At 65.4% G+C, this 23,378-nt stretch carries 22 protein-coding genes; 6 read left to right on the top strand and 16 right to left on the bottom strand.

Annotation, left to right across the window (positions count from 1 at the left end; all coding sequences use genetic code 11):
• Positions 1-11: 11 nt before the first annotated feature.
• Together PSPA7_RS28295 and PSPA7_RS28290 are read left to right on the top strand one after the other, a co-directional pair.
• Positions 12-1,175, top strand: a complete 1,164-nt coding sequence (locus tag PSPA7_RS28295) for an iron-containing alcohol dehydrogenase (RefSeq protein ID WP_012077818.1) — start codon at positions 12-14, stop codon at positions 1,173-1,175.
• Between the two features lie 22 nt (positions 1,176-1,197).
• Positions 1,198-1,641 carry an acyl-CoA thioesterase gene (locus tag PSPA7_RS28290; RefSeq protein WP_012077817.1) on the top strand — a complete coding sequence of 148 codons (444 nt, stop codon included), beginning with the start codon at positions 1,198-1,200 and terminating at the stop codon, positions 1,639-1,641.
• Here PSPA7_RS28290 and PSPA7_RS28285 read toward each other — a convergent pair.
• Positions 1,623-2,180, bottom strand: coding sequence for a chorismate mutase (locus PSPA7_RS28285; protein ID WP_003157065.1), 558 nt, complete (start codon positions 2,178-2,180; stop codon positions 1,623-1,625). The genes PSPA7_RS28290 and PSPA7_RS28285 overlap by 19 nt on opposite strands.
• A gap of 224 nt (positions 2,181-2,404) precedes the next feature.
• On the opposite strand from PSPA7_RS28285, the gene PSPA7_RS28280 reads away from it, so the two are divergent.
• Positions 2,405-2,626: a carbon storage regulator gene (locus tag PSPA7_RS28280; protein WP_003157066.1), complete on the top strand. Its 222-nt coding sequence runs from the start codon at positions 2,405-2,407 to the stop codon at positions 2,624-2,626.
• Between the two features lie 58 nt (positions 2,627-2,684).
• Here PSPA7_RS28280 and PSPA7_RS31690 read toward each other — a convergent pair.
• The 6 genes from PSPA7_RS31690 to PSPA7_RS28245 form a co-directional block, all read right to left on the bottom strand.
• Positions 2,685-3,904 (bottom strand): IS3-like element ISPa57 family transposase gene (locus PSPA7_RS31690; RefSeq protein ID WP_086008397.1). Its coding sequence is split into 2 segments (ribosomal slippage): positions 2,685-3,556 and positions 3,556-3,904, totalling 1,221 coding nucleotides; the frame shifts between segments, so codons are not numbered across the junction.
• 116 nt (positions 3,905-4,020) lie between these two features.
• Positions 4,021-4,428 (bottom strand): YMGG-like glycine zipper-containing protein, encoded by a 408-nt coding sequence (locus tag PSPA7_RS28265; RefSeq protein ID WP_012077815.1) that lies wholly within the window; start codon positions 4,426-4,428, stop codon positions 4,021-4,023.
• Positions 4,429-4,526: 98 nt separating this feature from the next.
• Positions 4,527-5,042, bottom strand: coding sequence for a YMGG-like glycine zipper-containing protein (locus PSPA7_RS28260; RefSeq protein ID WP_012077814.1), 516 nt, complete (start codon positions 5,040-5,042; stop codon positions 4,527-4,529).
• A gap of 309 nt (positions 5,043-5,351) precedes the next feature.
• Entirely contained in the window at positions 5,352-7,673 is a 2,322-nt protein-coding gene (locus tag PSPA7_RS28255; RefSeq protein ID WP_012077813.1) for an FdhF/YdeP family oxidoreductase, read from the bottom strand.
• 7 nt (positions 7,674-7,680) lie between these two features.
• Complete coding sequence (gene fdhD, locus PSPA7_RS28250) at positions 7,681-8,520, bottom strand: formate dehydrogenase accessory sulfurtransferase FdhD (RefSeq protein ID WP_012077812.1); 840 nt, start codon at positions 8,518-8,520, stop codon at positions 7,681-7,683.
• A gap of 58 nt (positions 8,521-8,578) precedes the next feature.
• A complete protein-coding gene (locus PSPA7_RS28245; RefSeq protein WP_003156381.1) occupies positions 8,579-9,499 on the bottom strand; it encodes a LysR family transcriptional regulator in 921 nt (306 codons plus the stop codon).
• 174 nt (positions 9,500-9,673) lie between these two features.
• Between PSPA7_RS28245 and lysM the strand changes: the two genes are divergently transcribed.
• Entirely contained in the window at positions 9,674-10,111 is a 438-nt protein-coding gene (gene lysM, locus PSPA7_RS28240; RefSeq protein WP_003156384.1) for a peptidoglycan-binding protein LysM, read from the top strand.
• A 79-nt stretch (positions 10,112-10,190) separates the two neighbouring features.
• Here lysM and yrfG read toward each other — a convergent pair whose 3' ends face one another.
• Positions 10,191-10,856, bottom strand: coding sequence for a GMP/IMP nucleotidase (yrfG, locus tag PSPA7_RS28235; protein ID WP_012077811.1), 666 nt, complete (start codon positions 10,854-10,856; stop codon positions 10,191-10,193).
• 125 nt (positions 10,857-10,981) lie between these two features.
• Between yrfG and nudE the strand changes: the two genes are divergently transcribed.
• Positions 10,982-11,548, top strand: coding sequence for an ADP compounds hydrolase NudE (gene nudE, locus PSPA7_RS28230; protein WP_003096206.1), 567 nt, complete (start codon positions 10,982-10,984; stop codon positions 11,546-11,548).
• Positions 11,545-12,366 carry a 3'(2'),5'-bisphosphate nucleotidase CysQ gene (gene cysQ, locus PSPA7_RS28225; protein ID WP_041025432.1) on the top strand — a complete coding sequence of 274 codons (822 nt, stop codon included), beginning with the start codon at positions 11,545-11,547 and terminating at the stop codon, positions 12,364-12,366. Before nudE ends, cysQ begins: the two co-directional genes overlap by 4 nt.
• A gap of 46 nt (positions 12,367-12,412) precedes the next feature.
• Here the strand turns inward: cysQ and fabY are convergent, their stop codons facing one another.
• From fabY to dctP, 8 genes are all read right to left on the bottom strand, one after another.
• The gene (fabY, locus tag PSPA7_RS28220; RefSeq protein ID WP_012077809.1) at positions 12,413-14,317 is read right to left on the bottom strand and encodes a beta-ketoacyl-ACP synthase FabY; all 1,905 of its coding nucleotides are present in this window, start codon (positions 14,315-14,317) and stop codon (positions 12,413-12,415) included.
• 456 nt (positions 14,318-14,773) lie between these two features.
• Entirely contained in the window at positions 14,774-15,706 is a 933-nt protein-coding gene (gene arcC / locus PSPA7_RS28215) for a carbamate kinase (protein ID WP_012077808.1), read from the bottom strand.
• Between the two features lie 61 nt (positions 15,707-15,767).
• Complete coding sequence (locus PSPA7_RS28210) at positions 15,768-16,778, bottom strand: ornithine carbamoyltransferase (RefSeq protein ID WP_012077807.1); 1,011 nt, start codon at positions 16,776-16,778, stop codon at positions 15,768-15,770.
• 79 nt (positions 16,779-16,857) lie between these two features.
• On the bottom strand, positions 16,858-18,114 hold the full coding sequence (arcA, locus tag PSPA7_RS28205) for an arginine deiminase (protein WP_003156390.1): 1,257 nt from the start codon (positions 18,112-18,114) through the stop codon (positions 16,858-16,860).
• Between the two features lie 21 nt (positions 18,115-18,135).
• Entirely contained in the window at positions 18,136-19,584 is a 1,449-nt protein-coding gene (arcD, locus tag PSPA7_RS28200) for an arginine-ornithine antiporter (RefSeq protein ID WP_012077806.1), read from the bottom strand.
• A gap of 785 nt (positions 19,585-20,369) precedes the next feature.
• Positions 20,370-21,653 (bottom strand): C4-dicarboxylate TRAP transporter large permease protein DctM, encoded by a 1,284-nt coding sequence (dctM, locus tag PSPA7_RS28195; protein WP_012077804.1) that lies wholly within the window; start codon positions 21,651-21,653, stop codon positions 20,370-20,372.
• Positions 21,650-22,282: a C4-dicarboxylate TRAP transporter small permease protein DctQ gene (dctQ, locus tag PSPA7_RS28190; protein WP_003105527.1), complete on the bottom strand. Its 633-nt coding sequence runs from the start codon at positions 22,280-22,282 to the stop codon at positions 21,650-21,652. The genes dctM and dctQ overlap by 4 nt, the downstream gene beginning before the upstream one ends.
• A gap of 18 nt (positions 22,283-22,300) precedes the next feature.
• Positions 22,301-23,296 (bottom strand): C4-dicarboxylate TRAP substrate-binding protein DctP, encoded by a 996-nt coding sequence (gene dctP, locus PSPA7_RS28185; protein WP_012077803.1) that lies wholly within the window; start codon positions 23,294-23,296, stop codon positions 22,301-22,303.
• Positions 23,297-23,378: the final 82 nt, after the last annotated feature.

The following is a 23,378-nucleotide window of genomic DNA, read 5'->3' as shown; positions in this document are numbered from 1 at the left end:
GGGAGATCGATATGCAGCCTTTCAGTTTCGCCACCACCGCGCAGATACTCTGCGAAGCCGGCTCCGCCGTCCGCCTGGCGGAGCTCTGCCAGGAGCGCCGCGCGCGCCGCGTGTTGATCGTGACCGACCCGGGGATCATCCGGCTCGGCCTGCTGGATGCCGTGCTGCCCGGCTTTGCGCGCCTGGGGCTGGCCGTCGAGGTCTACGGCCAGGTCCTCGCCGATCCGCCCGAGGCGGTGGTCGAGGCCGCGCTCGAGCGGGCGCGGGCACTGGACGCCGAGCTGGTGGTCGGTTTCGGCGGCGGCAGTTCGATGGACGTCGCCAAGCTGGTCGCGTTGCTCGCCCACCCCCAGGCGCGGCAGGGCCTGGGCGACGTGTTCGGGGTAGGCAACGCGCGCGGGCCGCGCCTGCCGCTGATCCAGGTGCCGACCACCGCCGGCACCGGCTCCGAGGTGACGCCGATCGCCATCGTCACCACTGGCGAGACCACCAAGATGGGCGTGGTCTCGCCCTACCTGCTGCCCGACCTGGCGCTGCTCGACGCCGACCTGACCCTCGGCTTGCCGCCGGCGGTCACCGCGGCGACCGGTATCGACGCGATGGTGCATGCGATCGAGAGCTATACCAGCAGGCTGAAGAAGAACCCGCTCTCCGACCTGCTGGCGCGGGAAGCGCTGCGCCTGCTGGCGGCCAATCTGGACCGGGCGGTCCGCGCCGGCGGTGACCGCGAGGCACGCCAGGCCATGCTGCTGGGCGCCTGCCTGGCCGGCCAGGCCTTCGCCAATGCGCCGGTGGCGGCGGTGCACGCCCTGGCCTATCCACTGGGCGGACACTTCCATATCCCCCACGGCCTGAGCAACGCGCTGGTGCTGCCGGAGGTGATCCGCTTCAACGCGCCCGCCGCCAGCGAACTCTATGCCGAACTGGCGCCGCTGTTGCTGGGCGAACGCTTGCGCCCGGGTGATCGCGATGCGCTGACCGCGCAACTGATCGACGAGCTGGCCCGGCTCGGCCCGCGCAGCGGGCTTCCGAGCCGGCTGCGCGACGCCGGGGTGGAGGAGGCGGCGCTGCCACGCCTGGCCGCCGACGCGATGCTCCAGCAGCGCCTGCTGGTCAACAACCCGCGTGAGGTCGGCGAGGCGGATGCCCTGGCGATCTACCGCGCGGCCTATTGAGCCCCTTCAGCGAGGAATGGGCATGACGACTCCCGGGCGACCGCTGCGCGAGCAGTACCGCCACTTCCAGCCGATCACCACGCGCTGGCACGACAACGACATCTACGGCCACGTGAACAATGTGACCTACTACGCCTTCTTCGATACGGCGGTGAATACCTACCTGATCGAGCGCGGCGGCCTGGATATCCATGGCGGCGAGGTGATCGGCCTGGTGGTCAGCTCCAGTTGCGACTACTTCGCCCCGGTGGCCTTTCCCCAGCGCATCGAGATGGGCCTGCGGGTGGCGCGGCTGGGCAACAGTTCCGTGCACTACGAACTGGCACTGTTTCTCGAAGGGGAGCGGGAGGCCCGCGCGGCCGGGCGTTTCGTCCACGTCTTCGTCGAACGCCACGGCAGTCGCCCGCAGGCCATCCCCCTGCGGCTACGGGAAGCGCTGGCCGTGCTTCAGGGCGAGGCCCAGTGACAGATGTCGCCCGCCGCCCGTGACAGGGCGATGGCGTGCAGGTCGTCCAGGCGGTCTTCGCGAATCTGCCGCTGCAGCGCCTGGTCGAGTCGCGGCCGGCAATCGTCGCCGCGCAGTTCGGCGAGCGCCGGCGCATAGCCCTGCAACAGTTCCAGGTTGAGCTGGTTGAGGCGCTCGCGGATGGGCTCCAGGTCGATCACCTGGCCCGCCCCGGGCAGCGGCCGGCTGAGCAGGCGATACTGGACCAGCTTGTTCGCCTCGATCTGCGCGGCGAACAGCAGGCGCACCTGCTCCGCGTCGACCCCATGGCCAGCGGCCTGACCGGCGAGCATCTGCAGCTGCTGCTCCTCGCGCGGGCTGTCCTGCACCGCCTTGCCCGACTGCGCCTTGCTCAGGGCTACCTGATCGGCTAGTTGCAAACGCTGGCTGCTCAGGCTGAGCAATTGCTGCAGGGCCGGGGACAGCGGCTGGGCCTGGAGCAGCGGGCCGGGCAGGAGCAGGGCGGCTAGCAGGCCCCAGCTGGCGAACGACGGGCGCATGTGGAAATCTCTGGCTGGATTGATATCGGGCACGCTAGCAAAGCGGGCCCGGTGCGACAATCCAGGCAGCGTGGGGAGGCGATAGGGAAGCTGGGGATGGGACATTTCTGATTGAACGTTTGCAGTCTCGACGCTGGGACAATGTTCTGTGACCATCCCTCCACACCATTTCATTCACCAAAGGGGCCGGTTTGCCCCTGCTACGACTGGCAAGGACGCGGAACATGGGTTTCCTGATACTCTCCCGCCGAGAAGGCGAAGGCATCACCCTGTCCCTCAAGGCCGACTACCCGGCGGAGGAACTGATTCGGCAATTGCGCGAAGGCGGTATCCGGATCCTGGTCACCGACATCATCGGTAATCAGGCTCGGGTCGGGATCGAGGCGCCGCGAGGCGTCCTGATCGTTCGCGACGAACTGAAGGCGTCGCCGCCGCCGAAAGGCTGACGAACGGTATGTCTAGTCCTGAAATAGGTTTACACCTGCTCAGGTAGGCCGATATGCCTCAAAACGCCCGATGTACCGTCTCGGGCGTTTTGTTTTTCAGGGCCATGTGAGGCCGCTCTGTGTTGTAGATCTGCACGGCTTCAGCAACCATCTTCCTTGCCTGCTCCAGATTTTCAGGGCTACTCAGCAGCAGCTCTGTTTTGAGGATTCCGTTGATGCGCTCAGCTAGCGCGTTCTGGTAGCAGTCATATCCGTCAGTCATCGAGCACTGGACGCCATGCCGTGCATGCAGTGACTGATACAGTGCCGAGCAATATTGAATACCGCGATCCGAGTGATGGACCAGTGACTGGCGACGCTGCCGTTTGCGTAGGGCCTGCCTAAAGGCTTGTGCAACTGACTCGGCATGCAGGCTTTCATGCACATGGTGGCCAACAATTTTTCTGGAATACGCATCCGTTACCAGGCTTAGGTACAGCGGGCCACTACTGGCTGGCAAGTAAGTAATGTCCGCCACCCAAACGTGCTCCGGTCCTGACGGGACAACCTGGCTCGGGCCTGGCTTGAGTAGGTTCGGATGGCGGTAGAAGCGATGAAAGCTTTGTGTTGTCTTGTGATACGCCCGCTTGGGCAACACCAGCAAACGGCGCTCTCCCAGGACCTGAAATAGTCGGTCTCGGCCAACTTGGAGCTGCCTATCAGGTTGGCAATGCAGCAGATAGTGCAGCTTTCGCGTGCCTAGTCGTGGCTGACGCATCCGGACTTGTTGAACAAATTCGACAACCCGATCTGCCTGGCGTGCTTTGCTATCAGCAGCTCGATTGCGCTTGTAGTAAGCCTGTCGGCTCATGCCAAGAAACTGACAAGCCCTAGCAATGCTCAGTCCTGCGACTTGACCTTGCGAGAGGACTTGCCGGATCGCTTTTTTACGACCGATACACCGTAATCATTTTTCAGGACATCAACGACGGTCTCGAAGAACTGAGCCTTCTGGCTCATCAACTCAAGCTGCTGCTCAAGCTCCTTGATCCGCTGCTCTGGAGTGAGCGTTTTGGGGTCAGACATCGCGCAACTCCTCTCGGCTCGAATCGACGCCCCTTGGCTCCAATCCTGCCGACCATGCTTGCGCAACCATACCAGAACCGTCGACCGGCCCTGGATGCCATACCGCACCTGGGCCTGCTTGTAGGTCAGTTCGCCTTTTTCGATCTGATCAACGACGGCCAATTTAAAAGACAGTGAGTAATCTCGCTGTGTGCGCTTTACACCTTGCTCCATCTAGCTCTCCGGAAAATCGGCATGGGAGGTGTAAACCTTATTCAGGACGGGACAGTAGAAACGAAAAAGCCTCGCAGTCGCGAGGCTTTTTCTTCGGCGTCCGGCGAACGCCGGGATCAACGATGCTTGTGCTTGCGGTGTTTCTTTCCGCGATGACCGTCGTCGTTGTCCTTGCCCAGGTTGTTGCCGACCGCCCCGCCCGCCGCGCCGCCCAGGCCGGCGCCGATCGCCGAGCCGGTGCTGCCGCCGAGCTTGTCGCCGATCACCGAACCACCAGCTGCGCCCAGGCCACCGCCGAGGGCGGCCTCGGTCTTGCGTCCGTCCTTGGCGGTCATCGCACCGCCTGCGGCGCCGCCCAGGCCGGCGCCAATCGCCGCGCCGGTGCTGCCACCGATGGCGCCACCGACCACGTTGCCCAGGGCGCCGCCCACGCCGCCGCCGACGGCGGTCTTGGTGGAGTCGCCGGCAAGCGCGGTTTGTGCGCTCAGCAGGGCGAGCGCGATTACCAGGAGAGATTTACGCATCGTGCGTGCCTCATCGATCAATCGGGAATGAAATACGGTCGTTCGCACAAAGGCCGGACCTGGTGGCCCGGCCTTTGTGCTGGATGGAGCGGCGAGGATCAGTCGTCGTAGTAGCGACGATGATGCTTGTGGCGCTTCCACTTCTTGTACTGGCCATAGTGATGGCCGTTGTCGTGGCGGTAGTAGCCGTCGCGATAGCCGGCGCGGCGGTAGTAGCGACGGTCGCGGTAGTCGTCATCGTCGTCGTAGCGGCGGTTGCCGTCGCCATAATGGTTGCCCAGCGCGCCGCCACCGGCGCCGCCCAGGGCTGCGCCGATCAGGCCGCCGGTGCTGCCGCCGATCTGCCGGCCGATGACGTTGCCGCCCGCGGCGCCGAGGCCGCCGCCGATCGCCGCTTCGGTCTTGTTGCCGCGTCCGGCGCCGACCGCGCCGCCCGCAGCGCCACCGATGCCGCTACCGATCGCGGCGCCGGTGCTGCCGCCGACCGCATCGCCGACGACCGAACCCAACACCCCGCCCAAGGCGCCGCCGATGGCCGCGCGGGTGTCGTCGCCTGCGAAGGCGGTGCCACCGACCAGACTCAGGGACAACAGGAGTATCGAGGAATACTTCATAGAGAGTTTCTCTCTGTGGGGATGACGGCTGCGATGCTGGGGTTGGCCCCCATCGCTGACAAGCACCAGCCGACGATTGGTAGAGCAAATTCGAAATATTCCAAGTGCTTGTTTTTTATGGGGAACTTTCTTCAGTGGCGGCGGTCGTAGACCGAATGCGAAACGCGATTTCAGGGCCGAAATCGGTATTTTTGCTGGCGGGATGCTGGCCATTCTAACGCCGACGAGCGACCTGCCTTCAAGGCCTTTCATCGACTTTTTCCTTAAGACGCCGCCTCCTCTTGCAGGAGGCGGCGTTTTTCGTGGGCTTCAGATAATGCGCCCGTCGCCCGTGGCCTTTTCCAGGCGTACCGCGATGAACTTCGAAGTCGGCGTATGGCTGCCGACGCCGACGCTTTCCAGCGGCACCAGGGGATTGGTTTCCGGGTAGTAGGCGGCTGCCTGGCCGGCCGGGATGTCGAAAGCGAGCAGGGTGAAGCGGCGTACCCGGCGCTCGACGCCGTCGCTCCACAGCGAGACCAGGTCGATCTTGTCGCCGGGCTGGTAGCCCAGGCGGCGGATATCCGCCTCGTTGGCGAACACCACCTCGCGCTGGCCCTTTACCCCGCGATAGCGATCGTCCAGGCCGTAGATGGTGGTGTTGTACTGGTCGTGGGAGCGCAGCGTCTGCAGGATCAGGTCGGGTTCGCGACCGCTGTCGCGCACTTGCGCCGGCAGCAGGTCCCGCGGCAGCGGATTGGCGACGAAGTTGGCCTTGCCGCTGGCGGTGTTCCAGCGTCGCTCGCCAGCGGCGTTGCCCAGGTAGAAGCCGCCGGGATGCCGGACGCGGCGATTGAAGTCGGCGAAACCGGGGATGGTGTCGGCGATCAGCTCGCGGATGCGCTCGTAGTTGGCGATCAACGCGTCCCAGTCCACCGGATGGTTGCCCAGGGTCGCCTTGGCGATGCCGGCGATGATCGCCGGTTCCGAGCGCATCTGCTGCGACAGGGGCTCCAGTTGTCCGTAGGACGCGTGGATCATGCTGAACGAGTCTTCCACCGTGACCGCCTGCGGGCCTTCGACCTGGCGGTCGATGTCGGTACGCCCCAGGCAGGGCAGGATCAGCGCGTCGCGCCCGGTGGTCAGGTGGCTGCGGTTGAGCTTGGTGCTGATGTGCACGGTCAGTTCGCAGGAGGCCAGGGCCGCGTGGGTACGCGGGCTGTCCGGGGTGGCCTGGGCGAAATTGCCGCCCAGGCCGATGAAGACCTTCGCCTTGCCGGCGAGCATCGCGGCGATCGCCTCGACGGCGTTATGCCCGTGGTGGCGCGGCACCTTGAAGCCGAAGCGTCGCTCCAGCGCGTCGAGCAGCGCCGCCGGCGGCCGCTCGTTGATACCCATGGTGCGGTCACCCTGCACGTTGCTGTGGCCGCGTACCGGGCAGAGTCCCGCGCCGGGGCGGCCGAGGTTGCCGCGCAGAAGCTGCAGGTTGACGATTTCCTGGATGATCGCCACCGAGTGATGGTGCTGGGTGATGCCCATCGCCCAGCAGACGATCACCCTCTGCGCCCGGCGGTACATCCGCGCGGCCTGCTCGATTTCCTCCAGGCTGAGGCCGGACTGGCGCTCCAGGTGCTCCCAGGGCGTGGCATCCAGCTCGGCCAGGTAGGCCTCGACGCCATCGGTGTGTTCGGCGATGAAGGCGTGGTCGAACACCGCCTCGCCACCCTCGGCCTGGGCTTCGCGTTCCCAGGCGAGGAGAAACTTGGCGATCCCGCGGATCGCCGCCATGTCGCCGCCCAAGGCCGGGCGGAAGAACGCGGTGTTCAGCGGCGAGGAGCCGTTGGTCAGCATCTCCAGCGCATTCTGCGGATGCTGGAAGCGCTCCAGGCCGCGCTCCTTGAGCGGGTTGAAACAGACCACCTGGGCGCCACGCTTCACCGCCTCGCGCAGCGGCTCGAGCATGCGCGGGTGGTTGGTGCCGGGGTTCTGGCCGAGGATGAAGATCGCGTCGGCGTGCTCGAAGTCGTCGAAGGTCACGGTGCCCTTGCCGACCCCGATGCTACGGCCCAGGGCCACCCCGCTGGCCTCGTGGCACATGTTCGAACAGTCGGGGAAGTTGTTGCTGCCGAAGGCGCGGACGAACAGCTGGTAGAGGTAGGCCGCTTCGTTGCTGGCCCGCCCGGAGGTGTAGAACTCGGCCTGATCGGGGCTTTCCAGGCGGTTCAGGTGTTCGGCGACCAGGGTGAAGGCGGCGTCCCAGGTGATCGGTTGGTAGTGATCGCTGGCCGGGTCGTAGCGCATCGGACCGGTGAGGCGGCCCTGGTACTCCAGCCAGTAGTCGCTCTGTTCGCGCAGGGCGCTGACGCTGTAGCGGGCGAAGAACGCCGCGTCCACCCGGCGCTTGGTGGCCTCCCAGTTGACCGCCTTGGCGCCGTTCTCGCAGAACTTCACCCGGCCGTCTTCCGGCGAGTCGCCCCAGGCGCAGCCGGGGCAGTCGAAGCCGCCGTTCTGGTTGGTCTTGAGCAGGGCGCGGAGGTTCTTGAACGGCTGTTTGCTGTCCAGCCAGAAGTGCGCCACGCTGCGCAGCGCGCCCCAGCCGGCGGCGGCACCGGCGTAGGGCTTGTAGCGGGGTTGGAGGGGTTGCAGGCTCATGACGGGCTCACTCGGTGACGGCCGGCGCCGGGCTGTAGACCCGCGGGGCGCTATGGTGGGGCTGGTGGACCAGGTTCAGGTGATGGCGCCGCGCCCATTGCACGGTAAGGCCGGTGGGCGCCGAGAGACTGACCAGCGTGCCGATCCCGGCACGCACGGCCTTGTGGATGAGTTCCAGGCTGCAGCGGCTGGTGACCACCGCGAAGCCGCTGGCGGCGTCCAGGCCCTGGTGGTGCAGGGCGCCGATCAGCTTGTCGAGTGCGTTGTGCCGGCCGATGTCCTCGCGGCACAGGCGCAGGTCGCCATGGCCGTCGAAGTACAGCGCGGCGTGCAGCGCGCCGCTGTTGCGCGCCAGTCGCTGGGCCTGTTCGATGCGCTGGCGCAGCCCGGCGAGGTGGGCTGCCGGCGGTAGCGCCCGCGGCGTCCGCGCCGGCAGCTGCGGCAAGGCCTGTTCCAGGGCTTCCACGCCGCACAGGCCGCAGCCGGAGGTTCCGGCCAGCTGGCGGCGTTGGCGCTTGAGATGCCAGAACGCGCGGCTGCTGATCTCGACCTCGGCTTGGAGGGAGTCGCCCTGGCCGCTGACGCGGATTTCATAGATGTCGTCGATGGACTCCACGAAGCCGCTGCTGAGGCTGAAACCGCGGACGAAATCCTCGATATCCTCGGGCGAGGCCATCATCACCGCCTGGTTCAGGCCGTTGTAGCTGATCGCCAAGGCACATTCGGCGGCAAGGGAGGCCTGGCCGACCCGCTGCGGCAGGTGCAGGTCGGCGTAGCGGTAATCGTCGGGAACGGCGGAAGGCGCCCAGGTATCCGCGGATACCGGGCAGGCAGGCTGGCAAGGCATGGGCTGGGCCCTATCGTTCTAGGTGTCGGACCAGCCTAGGCCTGTCGCGGAGCAGCGTCTAATCGGTTGTGCCGATACCGTGATCGACAGTGTCTATCATGTTGTCGGGAGACAGCCAGGCGCGCGCCTCCTCGAAGCATGCCTCGGCCAGGGCCGAGCGCGGCTGGCCGCTGCGGATGATCAGGCCGAGCGGGGCCAGGGTATGGGCGTCCTCGATGGGGATCAGGCGCAACTCGACGTCGACTTCGCTGCCCAGCGGCATGATCGCGCAGCACAAGCCGCGCTGCACCGCCTGCAACAGTTGCTGTACCGAGTCGGTTTCCAGGCGCGCGACAGGGCTCAGGCCGCGGCTGCGGAAGTTGTGGTCGATCGACTGGCGGAAGTGCATGCCCGCCGAGAGCAGCCCCAGTGGCAGGCCGGCCAGGTTTTCCCAGTTCAGCACCGGGCTGTCGAGCGGGAAGTGCCGGGGATGATGGAGCAGGCCCATGCGTGTCTCCGCCAGCTCGACGCCCTCGAAGTGGCTGCGGTCCAGGCGGTCCAGATAGGAGACGCCGAGGTCGAACTGGTTACGCGCCAGGCCTTCGAGGACCTTTTCAGAACTCAGGGAATACAGCTGGAAGCGCAGCTCCGGATGACGCCCGGCCATGTGCTGGACCAGGCGCAGCGGGTCGAAGCTGGCCAGCGGCACCACGCCCAGGCGCAGGGTGCCGACCAGTTGTCCACGGCAGGCGGCGGCCTCGGCGTACAGGCCCTCCTGGGCCGCCAGCAGGCTGCGGGCCCAGGCCAGCACGCGGTCGCCGGCCTCGGTGAAGCCTTCGAAGCGCTGGCTGCGGCGCACCAGCTCCAGGCCGAGTTCTTCTTCCAGGTTGCGCAGGCGCATGGACAGGGTCGGCTGGGTGACATGGCAGCGCGCGGCGGCCTGGCCGAAATGGCGGGTTTCGTCGAGGGCGCAGAGGAATTTCAGCTGCTTGATGTCCATCGGCGCTTCCAGGGAGGGGTTGTCGCGGAATCTTAACGCGAATGGACGCAGTGTTTCGGAACGGCGGAGCGGCCTTGGGGATATTTCACCGGATTTTGCAGTCTAGACTTGGCTAGTCGCGGATCGGGATTGCGCCGGCCGCTTGCAACCGTAACCGTAAAGGGAGAACCAAAGATGGGTATTTTCGCGTTCGTGAAGGAAGCCGGTGAAAAGCTGTGGGATACGCTGACGGGGCATGAGGCACAGGCGGCCGAGTCGCTGAAGGAGCACGTCGCCAAGGTCGGCCTGGGCAACCCGAACATCCAGGTTTCGGTGGAAGGCGACAAGGTCATCGCCTCGGGCGAGGTGGCCACCCAGGAAGAGAAAGAGAAGATATTGCTGGCGCTGGGCAACGTCGCCGGCGTCTCCTCGGTGGAAGACAAGATCACCGTGACCCAGGCCGCTCCGGAAGCGCGCTTCGTCACCGTGAAGAAAGGCGACACCCTGAGCGCCATCGCCAAGGCCGAATACGGCAATGCCAACGCCTACATGAAGATATTCGAGGCCAACAAGCCGATGCTCAGCCATCCGGACAAGATCTATCCCGGCCAGGTCCTGCGTATCCCCGACTGATCGCGGCGCCTTTCCCGACCCCGCCCGCGTGGCGGGGTTTTCATTTCGATGTTGCGCAGTGCGATCCGTGCCGATATCCCTACAGCAGTCCTTCGAGCAAGCGCCGGTAATCCTCCTGGGCGGCGAACTCCTCGGTGTCCCTGGGCTGGCCACGGCTATCCGGGTGGCGTACCGCCAGCAGGTGGGCGACGCCGTAGGCGCGGGCGCTGCGCAGGATCGGCAGGCTGTCGTCGATGAACAGGCTGCGCTGCGCGTCGAAGCCGAAATCGGCCTGCAGGGCGTTCCAGAAGCGCGCGTCCTCCTTCGGGTAGCCGTAGTCGTGGGAGCTGATCAGTCGGTCGAAATAGGGCGCCAGTTCGATCCGTTCCAGTTTCAGCGACAGCGAGTCGCGGTGCGCGTTGGTGATCAGCGCCACGCGCTTGCCGGCCTGGCGCAGGGTGGCGAGGAAGGTATCGGCATGCGGGCGCAGCGAGATCAGGTGCGCCACCTCGTGCTTGAGTTCGCGGATCGACAGGTCCAGTTCCCGGCTCCAGAAATCCAGGCAGTACCAGTTGAGCTGGCCGGCGTGCTCGCGGAACAGCGGCTCGAGCACGGCGTCGGCTTCGGCGCGACTCAGGCCGTTGCGTTCGGCGTAGCGTCTGGGCAGGTGTTCCAGCCAGAAGTGGTTGTCGAAATGCAGGTCGAGCAGGGTGCCGTCCATGTCGAGCAGCACGGTGTCGATGGCGGACCAGGGCAGGATGGGCATGGCGGCTCTTGTCGCGGTTCGTCGCGATCGATGGGGAAATCTGTCGCTTGCCATCGATCTCCGACAGGGATAATCGGAAAAGCCGGGGTATGATAACCCGCCGGCTTCGCCAAGGAGTTATCCACATGCGTCAGAAACCCACCGTACTCGCCAGCGAGATCGTCGCGAAGAGCCGACTGTTCGCCGTCGAGGAGCTGCAACTGCGCTTCAGCAATGGTGTCGAGCGTACCTACGAGCGCCTGGTCGGCAAGGGCCAGGGCTACGGTGCGGTGATGGTGGTGGCAATGCTCGATGCCGAGCACGCGGTGCTGGTGGAGGAATATTGCGCAGGGGTCGACGAATACCAGCTGTCTCTGCCCAAGGGCCTGGTCGAGCCGGGCGAGGACATCCTCGCGGCGGCCAACCGCGAGCTCAAGGAGGAAGCGGGCTACGGTGCCCGGCAACTGGAGCACATCACCGAACTGTCGCTGTCGCCGGGCTACATGAGCCAGCGCATCCAGGTGGTGCTAGCGCGCGACCTCTACGAGGAGCGCCTGCCGGGCGACGAGCCGGAGCCGATGGGCGTCGACCGCATCAGCCTGCGCGAACTGTCGAGCCTGGCCCAGCACGCCCAGTTCAGCGAAGGCCGCGCCCTGGCCGCGCTGTACCTGGTGCGCGACCTGCTCACCCAGCGCGGCGAGTACCAGGCATGAGGCCGGTGCCCTGGGGCGAATTGGTGGCGCTGGTGCGGCGCGCCGGCGAGGCGATCCTGCCGCACTGGCGCGCCGACGTGGCGGTGCGCTCGAAGGCCGACGAGTCGCCGGTGACCGCCGCCGACCTGGCCGCGCACCATATATTGGAGGCGGGATTGCGGGCGCTGGCGCCGGACATACCGGTGCTTTCCGAAGAGGATTGCGAGATACCGCTGAGCGAGCGCGGGCACTGGCGGCGCTGGTGGCTGGTGGACCCGCTGGACGGCACCAAGGAGTTCATCTCCGGCAGCGAGGAGTTCACCGTCAACGTGGCCCTGGTCGAGGATGGCCGGGTGCTGTTCGGCCTGGTCGGCGTGCCGGTGAGCGGGCGTTGCTACTACGGTGGCGCCGGGCTCGGTGCCTGGCGCGAGGAGGCCGATGGCCGCGCGCAACCGATCAGCGTGCGCCTGGAGCCCGAGGAAGCCTTCACCGTGGTGGCCAGCAAGCGCCACGGCAGCCCGGCCCAGGAGCGCCTGCTGGATGGCTTGGGCGAGCGCTTCGGCGACCTGCGGCGGGCCAGCATCGGCAGTTCGCTGAAGTTCTGCCTGCTGGCCGAGGGCGCCGCCGACTGCTACCCGCGCCTGACGCCAACCTCGCAATGGGACACGGCCGCCGCCCAGGGTGTGTTGGAGGGCGCCGGCGGCGAGGTGCTCGACCTGCATGGCGCGCCATTTACCTACGAGCCGCGCGAGGACTACCTCAACGGCTCCTTCCTGGCCCTGCCGCGCGCCGCCGAGTGGCGCAGCGAGCTGATCCAACTGGCGCGCGCGCTGGACTGAAACGAAAAGGCCCGGTCTAGCCGGGCCTTTTCGCTTGTGGCAGCGCTCAGTCGAGCATGTCGCTGAAACGCGCGTCCTTCTTGTATACCAGCGGCTGGCTGAAGCCGGGCACGGTCACCTGCTCGGCGCTGACCTCGATGGCCTGCTCGTCGATCAGGTCCTGGCCGAAGTTGTAGATGATCTCCAGGTCGCCCTGCAGCGCGCGCTGGTCGTAGGCGCGGGCGGCGCCGCGGGTCTGCTCGCGCTTCTCGACATAGGCGGCGAAAGCCGCCTCGCCATGGCGCCTGCGCAGCATCTTCTCGGCGATCCGCGGCGACAGCACCACGCCGCTGGCGTTGTTGCCGCCGAAGCCCTTGGAGTTGATGAAGCACACCTCCAGCGGCTTGTCCTGGCGTACGTCGCGATTGGAGATGCTCAGGCGCTGCTGGTGGACGTCGTCGGCGACCTTGTCGATGGTCTTGATTCCCGGAAGGATGCCGTACTTGAAGGTGCCCAGGGCGGAGATCAACTGGTCGGCGCTGGCGGTGGCCAGGGAGTGGCCGACGTAGGCCTTTACCGCGGTGACCGGCCAGCCGTCGATGCCGAAGGCGCTGGCCACGCGGTCGAGGATTTCCGATTCGGTGACCCGGTTGGCCGGCGTGCTGGAGCCGTGGGCGTGGACGAAGCTGGCGTGGCGCACGGTGTCCAGGCCGACGATCTGCACCGCGCTGGCCACCGCCTTGGCTACCGTCAGGTAGTTGCCCGGGCCGGGGGCGGAGATGGATTTCTTGAAACCGTCGGCGTTGATGAACACGTCGGTCACCGCGCCATGGATGTCGGCGCCCAGGCGCAGGGCCAGCTCGTCGTCCATCAGCACCACGTACTGGCTGGACTCGGCCAGGGTGAAGCCGCAGTTCTCGCCGAATGGCCGGCTGGCGCGGCGGAAGTCCACCTCGTCGCGGCCTTCGATCAGGCGCAGGCCTTCCTCGGTGGCCAGCGCGCCCATGGCGCTGTAGCCCTCGATGCACTCCGGCAGGATCGGCGCCTCGCTGTTGCCGACGATGACCACCCGGGCCTGGCCGCTGGTGATGACGTCGATACCCTTCTGCAGGTTGTAGAGGAAGGTGGCGCAGGCGCCGGTGATGCTGCCGGTCATGCCGACGCTGCCGAGCACGTAGGCATTGATGAAATCGGTGGGCATGCTGTTGAAGCCCAGCGGCAGTTGCTTGGCCGAGACCCGGTGGCCCTTCAGGCGGGACTGCATCAGGCCGCCGAAGCCGTTGTCGTCGAGCTGGCTCATGATGCTGCCGGAGAATACCGCGATCTCGTCGGGCTGGACGTTGTCGACGATGGTCTGCCAGTCGATGCCGGTGGAACGGATCGCGTCGGTCGCGGCGACCACCGACATCTGCAGGCCGCGCGGATGGAAGCGCGAGTTGTACAGTTCGCCCGGCTCGAAGCCGGTGGGCAACTGGCCGGCGGACTTGACCGTCAGCGGGCGGTAGCTGTCGACCTTGAATTCGCAACGTTCGTGGATGCTGACCAGTACTTCGCCGTCGGCGGCGGGAGTCACCGACCAGTTGCCCGGCAGCGGTTCCGGGAGCTGCTTGGGCGAGGCCTTGAAGGTCAGCGCCTGGCCTTCGGCCGGGGTCGCCTCGAGGACCTTGTGCCAGTGCACGGCATCCGGGTCGAGGTACTGCGGTTCGATGCGCCGTACCAGGGTCGAGGCGAAGATCCGTTCGGCGTAGCGCCGCTCGATGTCTTCCGGGGACAGCGGCGTGCCGTCTTCGGCCAGGTAGCGGCCGCCTTCGGCCTTGACCAGTTTCATCATGACCGCCAGGCCGGCTAGGGTTTCCTGGCGCGCCTGCGGGTCCATCGATTCGATGACCATGCGCCGGAAGCCGTGGTGGAAGGAACTACGGCCTGCTGCGTTGTAGCCACCGAAACCAACAATGACCGGTAGTCGAGACATCACTCAGAAACTCCTTCGAATAGTCGTTCGCGTGCCGGGCTGCTGCCTGGTCCGGAGCGGGAAGCGCGTGGCGGCGATGGCGGCCTTTCCCGTCGGCGAGGCGAGCTTCACGGGCCCAGGCACGAGCCAGTGGCCGTTGAAATGATCAGGGTGACTATGCTGACGTGAATCATGACCATCGAGTCACGTATTTTCCTACTGAATACCGCGTTGCGTGGACGTTCCACAAGTGCTGGCGGTCTGCCGCGGGGAGATTGGCGGCCATGGCCGGACGATTGGCGGAGGTGGCGCGGGGGCGTTGGGAGCATCGCTTCGCGGAAGCGGGAGTTCGCGTGGAAGAGGCCGCCGCCGTGGCGCGCAGAAAGGCGGCCGATAGCGCCTGGCGCCATTCGCCCTGCGCTCGCCGGCCGGTCGGCGGGAATGAAGAAGGGCCGCGAAGCGGCCCCTGGGGAGATTTCAGCGGTACTCGATGCCCGCCTTGCGCGTGCTGACCCGGGTGCCGGCCTTGCCTTCGGTGATCGCGACGATATCGGCGAGCGAACCGATCACCGCGTCCTTGCCGGTGGCGCGGGCGAACTCGATGGCCGCCTGGACCTTCGGTCCCATGGAGCCGGCGGCGAAGCCGAGGCGTTCCAGTTCGTCCGGGTGGGCCTGGGCGATGGCCTTCTGGGTCGGCTTGCCCCAGTCGATGTAGGCCGCGTCGACATCGGTGGCGATGATCAGGATGTCGGCCACCAGCTCCTGGGCCAGCAGCGAGGAGCAGAGGTCCTTGTCGATCACCGCCTCGACGCCGCTGAGCTTCTTCCCGGCCTCGTCGTACATGGTCGGGATGCCGCCGCCGCCAGCGCAGATGACGATGGTGCCTTTCTCCAGCAGCCATTTCACCGGACGGATCTCGAAGATCCGCTTCGGCCGCGGGCTGGGTACCACGCGGCGGAACTTGTCGCCATCCGGGGCGATGCTCCAGCCCTTCTCGGCGGCCAGGCGTTCGGCCTCCTCCTTCGAATAGACCGGGCCGATTGGCTTGGTCGGGTTCTGGAACGCCGGATCCTTACCGTCCACCTCGACCTGGGTGAGGATGGTGGCGAACGGCACTTCGAACGGCAGCAGGTTGCCCATCTCCTGTTCGATCATGTAGCCGATCATGCCCTCGGTTTCCGCGCCGAGGACGTCCAGCGGGTAGGGCGAGACCTTGTCGTAGGCGGCGCCCTGGAGGGCCAGCAGGCCGACCTGGGGGCCGTTGCCGTGGGCGATCACCAGCTCGTTGCCGGGCGCCACCTTGGCGATCTGTTCGGCGGCGATCCGCACGTTTTCCCGCTGGTTGTCCGCGGTCATGGGTTCGCCACGGCGTAGCAGGGCATTACCGCCCAATGCGACGACGATACGCATATCGGTTACCTCCGGAAGGCGGCTGCGCCCCGGCCGCGTGGGCCGGGGCGCAGGAGCGCGGTCAGATGTCGGCGAGGGTCGAGACGAGGATCGCCTTGATGGTGTGCATGCGGTTCTCGGCCTGTTCGAAGGCGATGTTGTAGGGCGACTCGAAGACGTCCTCGGTCACCTCGATGCCGTTGGCCAGGTTCGGATACTGCTCGGCGATCTGCTTGCCGACCTTGGTCTCGCTGTTGTGGAACGCCGGCAGGCAGTGCATGAACTTGGCCCGCGGGTTGCCGGTGGCCTTCATGATCTCCATGTTGATCTGGTAGGGCAGCAGCTCCTTGATCCGCTCGCCCCAGGCTTCCACCGGCTCGCCCATCGACACCCAGACGTCGGTGTGGACGAAGTCCACGCCCTTCACGGCTTCCTTCGGATCTTCGGTGAGAGTCAGCTTGGCGCCGCTTTCCTCGGCGAACTTCTTGCATTGGGCGACGAACTCGTCGTGCGGCCAGAGCGCCTTCGGCGCGGCGATGCGTACGTCCATGCCGAGCTTGGCGCCGATCAGCAGCAGGGAGTTGCCCATGTTGTTGCGCGCGTCGCCCAGGTAGGCGTAGCTGATGTCGTGCAGCGGCTTGTCGCTGTGCTCGCGCATGGTCAGCACGTCGGCGAGCATCTGGGTCGGGTGGTATTCGTCGGTCAGGCCGTTGAACACCGGTACGCCGGCGTATTTCGCCAATTCCTCGACGATCTCCTGCTTGAAGCCGCGGTACTCGATGGCGTCGTACATCCGGCCGAGGACCCGCGCGGTGTCCTTCATGCTCTCCTTGTGGCCGATCTGCGAGGAGTTCGGGTCGATGTAAGTGACGTTGGCGCCCTGGTCATACGCCGCCACCTCGAAGGCGCAGCGGGTGCGGGTGGAGGTTTTCTCGAAGATCAGGGCGATGTTCTTGCGTTGCAGGTGCTGCTGCTCGGTGCCGGTGTACTTGGCGCGCTTCAGGTCGCGGGAGAGGTCGAGCAGGTAACGCAGCTCGCGGGTGCTGTGGTGCATCAGGCTGAGCAGGTTACGGTTGTGCATGTTGAAAGCCATGATTGATCTCCTTGTGGGAAGTCGGTGGGCGGCGCCCCTCCTGGGAACGCCGCCGTTGAGCTCGAGAGAGGATTGTCTGTCAGTAGTCGATCGGGTCGCGGATGATCGGGCAGGTCATGCAGTGGCCGCCGCCGCGGCCGCGGCCCAGTTCGCTGGCGCTGATGGTGATGACCTCGACGCCGGCCTTGCGCAGCAGGGTGTTGGTGTAGGTGTTGCGGTCATAGCCGACCACCACGCCCGGCTCCAGGCAGACCACGTTGTTGCCGTCGTCCCATTGCTCGCGCTCGGCGGCGAAGCTGTTGCCGCCGGTCTCGACCACGCGCAGTTTCTTCAGGCCGAGGGATTCGGCGACCACTTCGAGGAAGGTCTTTTCCTCGCGACGGATGCTCATGCCGTAGGGGCTGCTCGCATCGGGGCGCAGGCTGAAGGGCACGATTTCCTTGACCACTTCCGGGAAGACCGTGACCAGGTCGCGGTCGCAGAAGCTGAACACGGTGTCCAGGTGCATCGCCGCGCGCGACTTCGGCAGGCCGGCGACGATCACCCGCTCGGCGGCGCCCTTGGCGAACAGCGACTGGGCTACCTGGCCGATGGCCTGACGCGAGGAGCGCTCGCCCATGCCGATCAGGACCACGCCGTTGCCGATCGGCATCACGTCGCCGCCTTCCAGGGTCGAGGAGCCGTGGTCCTTGTCCGGGTCGCCGTACCAGATCTCGAATTCGGCGTTGGCGAACTCGGGGTGGAACTTGTAGATGGCGGTGGTCAGCAGGGTTTCCTGGCGTCGCGCCGGCCAGTACATCGGGTTCAGGGTCACGCCGCCATAGATCCAGCAGGTGGTGTCGCGGGTGAACTGGGTGTTCGGCAGCGGCGGCAGCAGGAAGCTGGAGTGGCCCAGGTACTCGCGGTACATCTTGAGGATGTTGGCGCCTTCGCTGGCGGGCAGGTCGTCAGCGGCCACGCCGCCGATCAGGTACTCGGCCAGCTTGCGCGGCTCCAGGCTTTCCAGCCAGGAACGCAGCTCGCTGGTCAGGCCCAGGCCTACGCTGTCGGCGGTGATCTTGCGATCGAGGATCCACTTCAGCGCTTCCGGGTTCTGGATGGTCTCGGTCAGCAGGTTGTGCATCTCGAGGACGTCGATGCCGCGTTCGCGCATCTTGGTGACGAAGTCGAAGTGGTCGCGCTTGGCCTGGTTCACCCAGATCACGTCGTCGAACAGCAACTCGTCGCAGTTGCTCGGGGTCAGGCGCTGGTGGGCGAGGCCGGGCGAGCAGACCATCACTTTGCGCAGTTTGCCGGCTTCGGAGTGGACGCCAAGTTTGGTTTTTTCCGTGCTCATTTCACGTCTCCAGTGGAGTAATCAGAGGGTGAGGAAACCGTCGTAGAGGCCGTAGGCAGCCACCAGGGCGCCAATGACGACTGCGGCGAAGATCAGTTTTTCGATACCGGTGAAGATCGGCTGGCCGACCTCGTGCTTGGCCTTGGCGAAGAGGATCGCGCCGGGCGCATACAGCAGGGCGGACAGCAGCAGGTACTTCAGGCCCCCGGCGTAGAGCAGCCAGACCGCGTAGGCCACGGCGATGCCGGCGATGACCAGGTCCTTGCCGCGTTCGCGGGAGTCGTTCTCGTAGGTTTCGCCTTTCAGTGTCAGCAGCAGGCCATAGGCGGCGGACCAGAAGTACGGGATCAGGATCATCGAGGTGGCCAGGAGCAGCATCTTGGTGTACGGGTCCATGCCGTCCGGGTCGCCCGAGGTGAAGAACACCACCACCAGGAATACCTGTACGCAGATGTTGGTCAGCCACAGGGCGTTGGCCGGCACCTGGTTGGCGTTCTCGCGGCGCAGGAACTCCGGCATGGTGTGGTCCTTGGCGGCGGCGAACATGATCTCGGCGCACAGCAGCACCCAGGAGAGCAGCGCGCCCAGCAGGGAGACCAGCAGGCCGACGCTGATCAGCACTGCGCCCCAGTGGCCGACGATATGCTCCAGCACCAGCGCCATCGACGGGTTCTGCAGCTTGGCCAGTTCCGGCTGGGTCATCACACCCATCGACAGCACGTTCACCAGCACCAGCAGGAGCAGGACGGTGATGAAGCCGATCACGGTGGCCTTGCCGACGTCGGAGCGTTTTTCCGCGCGGGAGGAGAAGATGCTCGCGCCCTCGATGCCGATGAACACCCAGACGGTGACCAGCATCATGTTGCGTACCTGGTTCATCACGCTGCCCAGGTCCGGGTTGCTCTTGCCCCAGATGTCGGCGGTGAAGATGTCCAGCTTGAAGGCGAACAGGCAGATCAGGATGAACAGGAACAGCGGCACGACTTTGGCCACGGTGGTGACGGTGTTGATGAACGCCGCCTCCTTGATCCCGCGCAGCACCAGGAAGTGCAGGGCCCAGAGCAGCACCGAGGCGCAGACGATGGCGGCGACGGTGTCACCCTTGCCAAAGATCGGGAAGAAGTAGCCGAGGGTGCTGAACAGCAGGACGAAGTAGCCGACGTTGCCCAGCCAGGCACTGATCCAGTAGCCCCAGGCCGAGGAGAAACCCATGTAGTCGCCGAAGCCGGCCTTGGCGTAGGCGTAGACCCCGCCATCGAGTTCGGGCTTGCGGTTGGCGAGGGTCTGGAAGACGAAAGCGAGGGTGAGCATGCCGACGGCGGTGATCGCCCATCCGATCAGCACGGCGCCGACGTCGGCGCTGGCCGCCATGTTCTGCGGGAGGGAGAAGATGCCTCCTCCGATCATCGATCCGACAACCAGAGCCGTTAGCGCTCCTAGTCGGAGTTTTTGGCTGGCTTCTTGGGACATTTCAGAATCTCCCTATAGGAATTGAGAGTGAAGTCATTAGGCGGCAGCGGCTATTGTTGAATGCTGATCTACGTCAATAGCTTCCTACTCAAAGTAATTTGATGACGCATTCCTGTAAGTCGGTGGAAAGGAAAGATAGAAGAGGAATCTAATGCGTGCCTGCCATAGGCAGTTTTTTCATGAGATAGCGAAAAGCGTCCGAATTGACCCGGGGGAAAACTTGAAATTGTTCGAAGTCGGGCTATAAGCCGCGGATTTCGGCGGATCTTTGATGCCGGTCAATGAATCTGGCGAGACGGTATTCTGACTTTCGCAAAGCCTTTCGTCGTCTTGTTGACGGTTTTCGCAGGTAGCTCCGGCGACGTGCCCCGGTTTTGTTGCAATTGTTCGAGGGTGGTTTTTTTTATTTATAAGTAAAAATAATTTTCCGGACTTACCAAAGAACGAAAAAGCACAAGGGGAGATATGAAAAAGCCCGGCCTGAGCCGGGCTTTTTCATGCGGTTTCCAGGGTATGGACGCCCGCGGGGTGACCGGGGTCGCCGGTCGCCCGCCGCGCATGCTGGCGCACGTCGGCACGAGGGGAGGGGCCGTCACCGGTTCGTGGCCGGAAGACGCGGCTCGCCGGGGCGAACCGAAAGCCGGTGCCGAAGCACTGGAAGTCGTGGAGCAAGCGGCGTGCCAGCGTGCGCGAGCCCGGTCGATGGGGGTTTCGCCTTCTACGTGAGCGGATTTCTGCCGAAAGTCCGTCGGCTCGGCGGGGGTTTCCGCCGAGCCTCGTGCATATCAGCTCATTCCCAGCCAGTTCGGCAGGGCCATGGACACCGCCGGGATGTAGGTGACGATGATCAGGAACAGCAGCAGGATCATCAGCCACGGCAGCGCCGCGCGGATGGTCGCGCCCAGCGGCATGCCGGTGACCGCCGAGGTGACGAACAGGTTGAGGCCGACTGGCGGGGTGATCAGGCCGATCTCCATGTTCACCACCATGATGATCCCCAGGTGGATCGGGTCGATACCCAGTTCCATGGCGATGGGGAAGAAGATCGGCGCCAGGATCAGGATGATCGCCGAAGGCTCCATGAAGTTGCCCGCGATCAGCAGCACGATGTTCACCACCAGCAGGAACATCCAGGGTGATAATCCCAGGTCGGTGACCCAGGCGGCGATGCTCTGGGGGATCTGTTCGGTGGTCAGTACATGGGCGAAGAGCATGGCGTTGGCGATGATGAACATCAGCATGATGGTCAGCTTGCCGGACTCCAGCAGCACCTTGGGGCATTCTTTCAGGCGCATGTCCTTGTACACGAACAACGCGACGAAGGCCGAGTAGACCGCGGCGACCGCGGCGGCCTCGGTGGGGGTGAAGGCGCCGGAATAGATGCCGCCGAGGATGATCACCATCAGCAACAGGCCCCACAGCGCCTTGCGTGCGCTGGCCAGCCACTCGCGCAGGGTGACCCGCGGCATCGCCGGAAGCTTCTTCACTCGCGCGACGATGTAGATCACCACCATCAGGATCAGGCCCAGCAGTAGGCCGGGAACCACGCCGGCCATGAACAGCTTGCCGACCGAGGTCTCGGTCGCCGCGGCGTAGACCACCATGACGATCGATGGCGGGATGAGGATGCCGAGGGTGCCGGCGTTGCAGACGATGCCGGCGCCGAACGCCTGTGGATAACCCGAGCGGACCATGCCGGCGATGGCGATCGAACCGACCGCCGCCACCGTCGCCGGCGACGAGCCGGACAGCGCGGCGAACAGCATGCAGGCGAGCACCGCGGCGATCGCCAGGCCGCCACGTATGTGTCCGACGCAGGCGTTGGCGAAGTCGATCAGGCGCCGCGCCACGCCCCCGGTGGTCATGAACGCGCCGGACAGCAGGAAGAACGGGATCGCCAGTAGGGTGTAGTGCTCGGAGGTCTCGAACAGCTTGATCGCCAGCGAGCGCACCGAGTCGGGACTGAACAGCAGGATCGTCAGCGCGCCGGAAAGCCCCAGGGAGACGGCGATCGGCACGCCGATGAACATCAGCAGGAACAGCAGCAGGAAGAGGAACAGGATGGTCATGCTTTCGGCTCCTCGTGCTCGGTCAGCTTCAGCGCGTCGGCGGCCTCGTCGGCCAGGCCCAGGCCGGTCTGACGGTTGCGCAGGATGCGCACGAGGATCTCGGCGAAGCGGATGAACACCAGGGCGAAGCCCACCGGCACGATCAGGCCGATGTGCCATTGGCGGATGCCGAAGTGATCGAGGTCCTCGGCGCCGATGCCGGCGATGAACAGGGTCTTCACCCAGTCGTAGCTGGCCACGCAGAGCAGGCCGGCGTAGCCGAGGCAGGCCAGGCAGGCGATCACGCCGAGCACTCGCTGTACCGGTCGCGAAGCCAGCTTCACCAGTACGTCCACGCCGAGGTGCCCGGCGGTGCGTACGCCGTAGGCGATGCCGAGGAAGATCAGCCAGGCGAACAGCGCCTTGGTCAGGGCGTTGCTCCAGGTCATCTCTTGGGCCAGGGTGAGGACCCCATCGCCGATGGCGAGCAGCGTCTCGTTGCCGCCCTCCCAGAGGTCGGCGAGATCGTAGAGCAGCGTATAGAGGTTATTGAGGACTACATAAACGAAGGTAACCAGCGTCATGGCGGCGAGGAGGAAGGCGATCAGGCCTTCCTCCAGGCGCGCCCAGACGCGCGCGAGCGCGTGCATGGGCTTTCCCTCTTCTTCTTATTGGGCCTGGTTGGCGGCTTCGGCGGCCTTGATCAGGTCGGCGCCGATCTCGCCTTCGAACTTCTTCCACACCGGCTGCATGGCCTTGCGCCATTCGGCCCGCTGTTCGGGAGTGAGTTCGATGATCTCGCTGGTCTTGGCCTCGACGATGCGCTGCTTGTCACCCTGGTTGAGCGCCTCGGCCTGCTTGTTCACCTCCACGGTGACCTCGTCCATGGTCTTGGCCAGCACGCCGCGCACGTCTTCCGGCAGGCCGTTCCAGAACTTGGTGTTGGTGATCACCATGTAGTCCAGCACGCCGTGGTCGGATTCGGTGATGTATTTCTGCACCTCGTGCATCTTCTGCGAGTAGATGTTCGACCAGGGGTTCTCGGTGCCGTTGACCACGCCGGTCTGCAGGCCCTGGTAGACCTCGGCGAAGCTCATCTTGCGCGGGTTGGCGCGCACCGCCTTGAACTGTTCCTCGAGCACCTTGGAGGCCTGCACGCGGAACTTCAGGCCGCGAGCATCCTTCGGCTCGCGCAGCGGCTTGTTGGCGGACAGCTGTTTCATCCCGTTGTGCCAGTAGCCGAGGCCGGTGATGCCCTTGTCCTGCATCGAAGTCAGCAGCTCCTTGCCCTGCGGGCTCTGCTGGAAGCGATCCACCGCCTGGATGTTGTCGAACAGGAACGGCAGGTCGAAGATCTGCAGTTTCTTGGTGTACTGCTCGAACTTGGCCAGCGACGGCGCGATGATCTGCACGTCGCCCAGCAGCAGGGCTTCCATTTCCTTGCCATCGCCGAACAGCGACGAGTTCGGGTAGACCTCCACCCTGACCTTGCCCGGCAGGCGTTCCTCCACCAGTTTCTTGAACAGCAGCGCGCCCTGGCCCTTGGGCGTGTGCTCGGCGACGACGTGGGAGAACTTGATGACGATCGGGTCGGCCGCCTGGACGATTCCGGCGACGGTCAGGGAAAGTGCGCAGACGAGCGCCTTCGCGGTGTGCTTGAGCATGAGACTTCCTCTTTGTTCTTGTCTGTCTTTATGGAGAGGACGGATGCCCTCTCGGCGTAACCGAACAAGGGAAGTCTAGGCA

Origin of the sequence: Pseudomonas paraeruginosa PA7, from assembly GCF_000017205.1 — a bacterium.
GTDB classification, from domain to species: Bacteria; Pseudomonadota; Gammaproteobacteria; order Pseudomonadales; family Pseudomonadaceae; genus Pseudomonas; species Pseudomonas paraeruginosa.
The sequence above is the reverse complement of the archived record's forward strand: the minus strand, read 5'-3'. Positions and strand labels throughout refer to the sequence as shown.

Bases quoted from the DNA above. Each gene is read 5' to 3' on its own strand.
- PSPA7_RS28295 (WP_012077818.1), top strand. From the start codon at position 12: ATGCAGCCTTTCAGTTTCGCCACCACCGCGCAGATACTCTGCGAAGCC.
- PSPA7_RS28290 (WP_012077817.1), top strand. From the start codon at position 1,198: ATGACGACTCCCGGGCGACCGCTGCGCGAGCAGTACCGCCACTTCCAG.
- PSPA7_RS28285 (WP_003157065.1), bottom strand. From the start codon at position 2,180: ATGCGCCCGTCGTTCGCCAGCTGGGGCCTGCTAGCCGCCCTGCTCCTG.
- PSPA7_RS28280 (WP_003157066.1), top strand. From the start codon at position 2,405: ATGGGTTTCCTGATACTCTCCCGCCGAGAAGGCGAAGGCATCACCCTG.
- PSPA7_RS28265 (WP_012077815.1), bottom strand. From the start codon at position 4,428: ATGCGTAAATCTCTCCTGGTAATCGCGCTCGCCCTGCTGAGCGCACAA.
- PSPA7_RS28260 (WP_012077814.1), bottom strand. From the start codon at position 5,042: ATGAAGTATTCCTCGATACTCCTGTTGTCCCTGAGTCTGGTCGGTGGC.
- PSPA7_RS28255 (WP_012077813.1), bottom strand. From the start codon at position 7,673: ATGAGCCTGCAACCCCTCCAACCCCGCTACAAGCCCTACGCCGGTGCC.
- fdhD (WP_012077812.1), bottom strand. From the start codon at position 8,520: ATGCCTTGCCAGCCTGCCTGCCCGGTATCCGCGGATACCTGGGCGCCT.
- PSPA7_RS28245 (WP_003156381.1), bottom strand. From the start codon at position 9,499: ATGGACATCAAGCAGCTGAAATTCCTCTGCGCCCTCGACGAAACCCGC.
- lysM (WP_003156384.1), top strand. From the start codon at position 9,674: ATGGGTATTTTCGCGTTCGTGAAGGAAGCCGGTGAAAAGCTGTGGGAT.
- yrfG (WP_012077811.1), bottom strand. From the start codon at position 10,856: ATGCCCATCCTGCCCTGGTCCGCCATCGACACCGTGCTGCTCGACATG.
- nudE (WP_003096206.1), top strand. From the start codon at position 10,982: ATGCGTCAGAAACCCACCGTACTCGCCAGCGAGATCGTCGCGAAGAGC.
- cysQ (WP_041025432.1), top strand. From the start codon at position 11,545: ATGAGGCCGGTGCCCTGGGGCGAATTGGTGGCGCTGGTGCGGCGCGCC.
- fabY (WP_012077809.1), bottom strand. From the start codon at position 14,317: ATGTCTCGACTACCGGTCATTGTTGGTTTCGGTGGCTACAACGCAGCA.
- arcC (WP_012077808.1), bottom strand. From the start codon at position 15,706: ATGCGTATCGTCGTCGCATTGGGCGGTAATGCCCTGCTACGCCGTGGC.
- PSPA7_RS28210 (WP_012077807.1), bottom strand. From the start codon at position 16,778: ATGGCTTTCAACATGCACAACCGTAACCTGCTCAGCCTGATGCACCAC.
- arcA (WP_003156390.1), bottom strand. From the start codon at position 18,114: ATGAGCACGGAAAAAACCAAACTTGGCGTCCACTCCGAAGCCGGCAAA.
- arcD (WP_012077806.1), bottom strand. From the start codon at position 19,584: ATGTCCCAAGAAGCCAGCCAAAAACTCCGACTAGGAGCGCTAACGGCT.
- dctM (WP_012077804.1), bottom strand. From the start codon at position 21,653: ATGACCATCCTGTTCCTCTTCCTGCTGCTGTTCCTGCTGATGTTCATC.
- dctQ (WP_003105527.1), bottom strand. From the start codon at position 22,282: ATGCACGCGCTCGCGCGCGTCTGGGCGCGCCTGGAGGAAGGCCTGATC.
- dctP (WP_012077803.1), bottom strand. From the start codon at position 23,296: ATGCTCAAGCACACCGCGAAGGCGCTCGTCTGCGCACTTTCCCTGACC.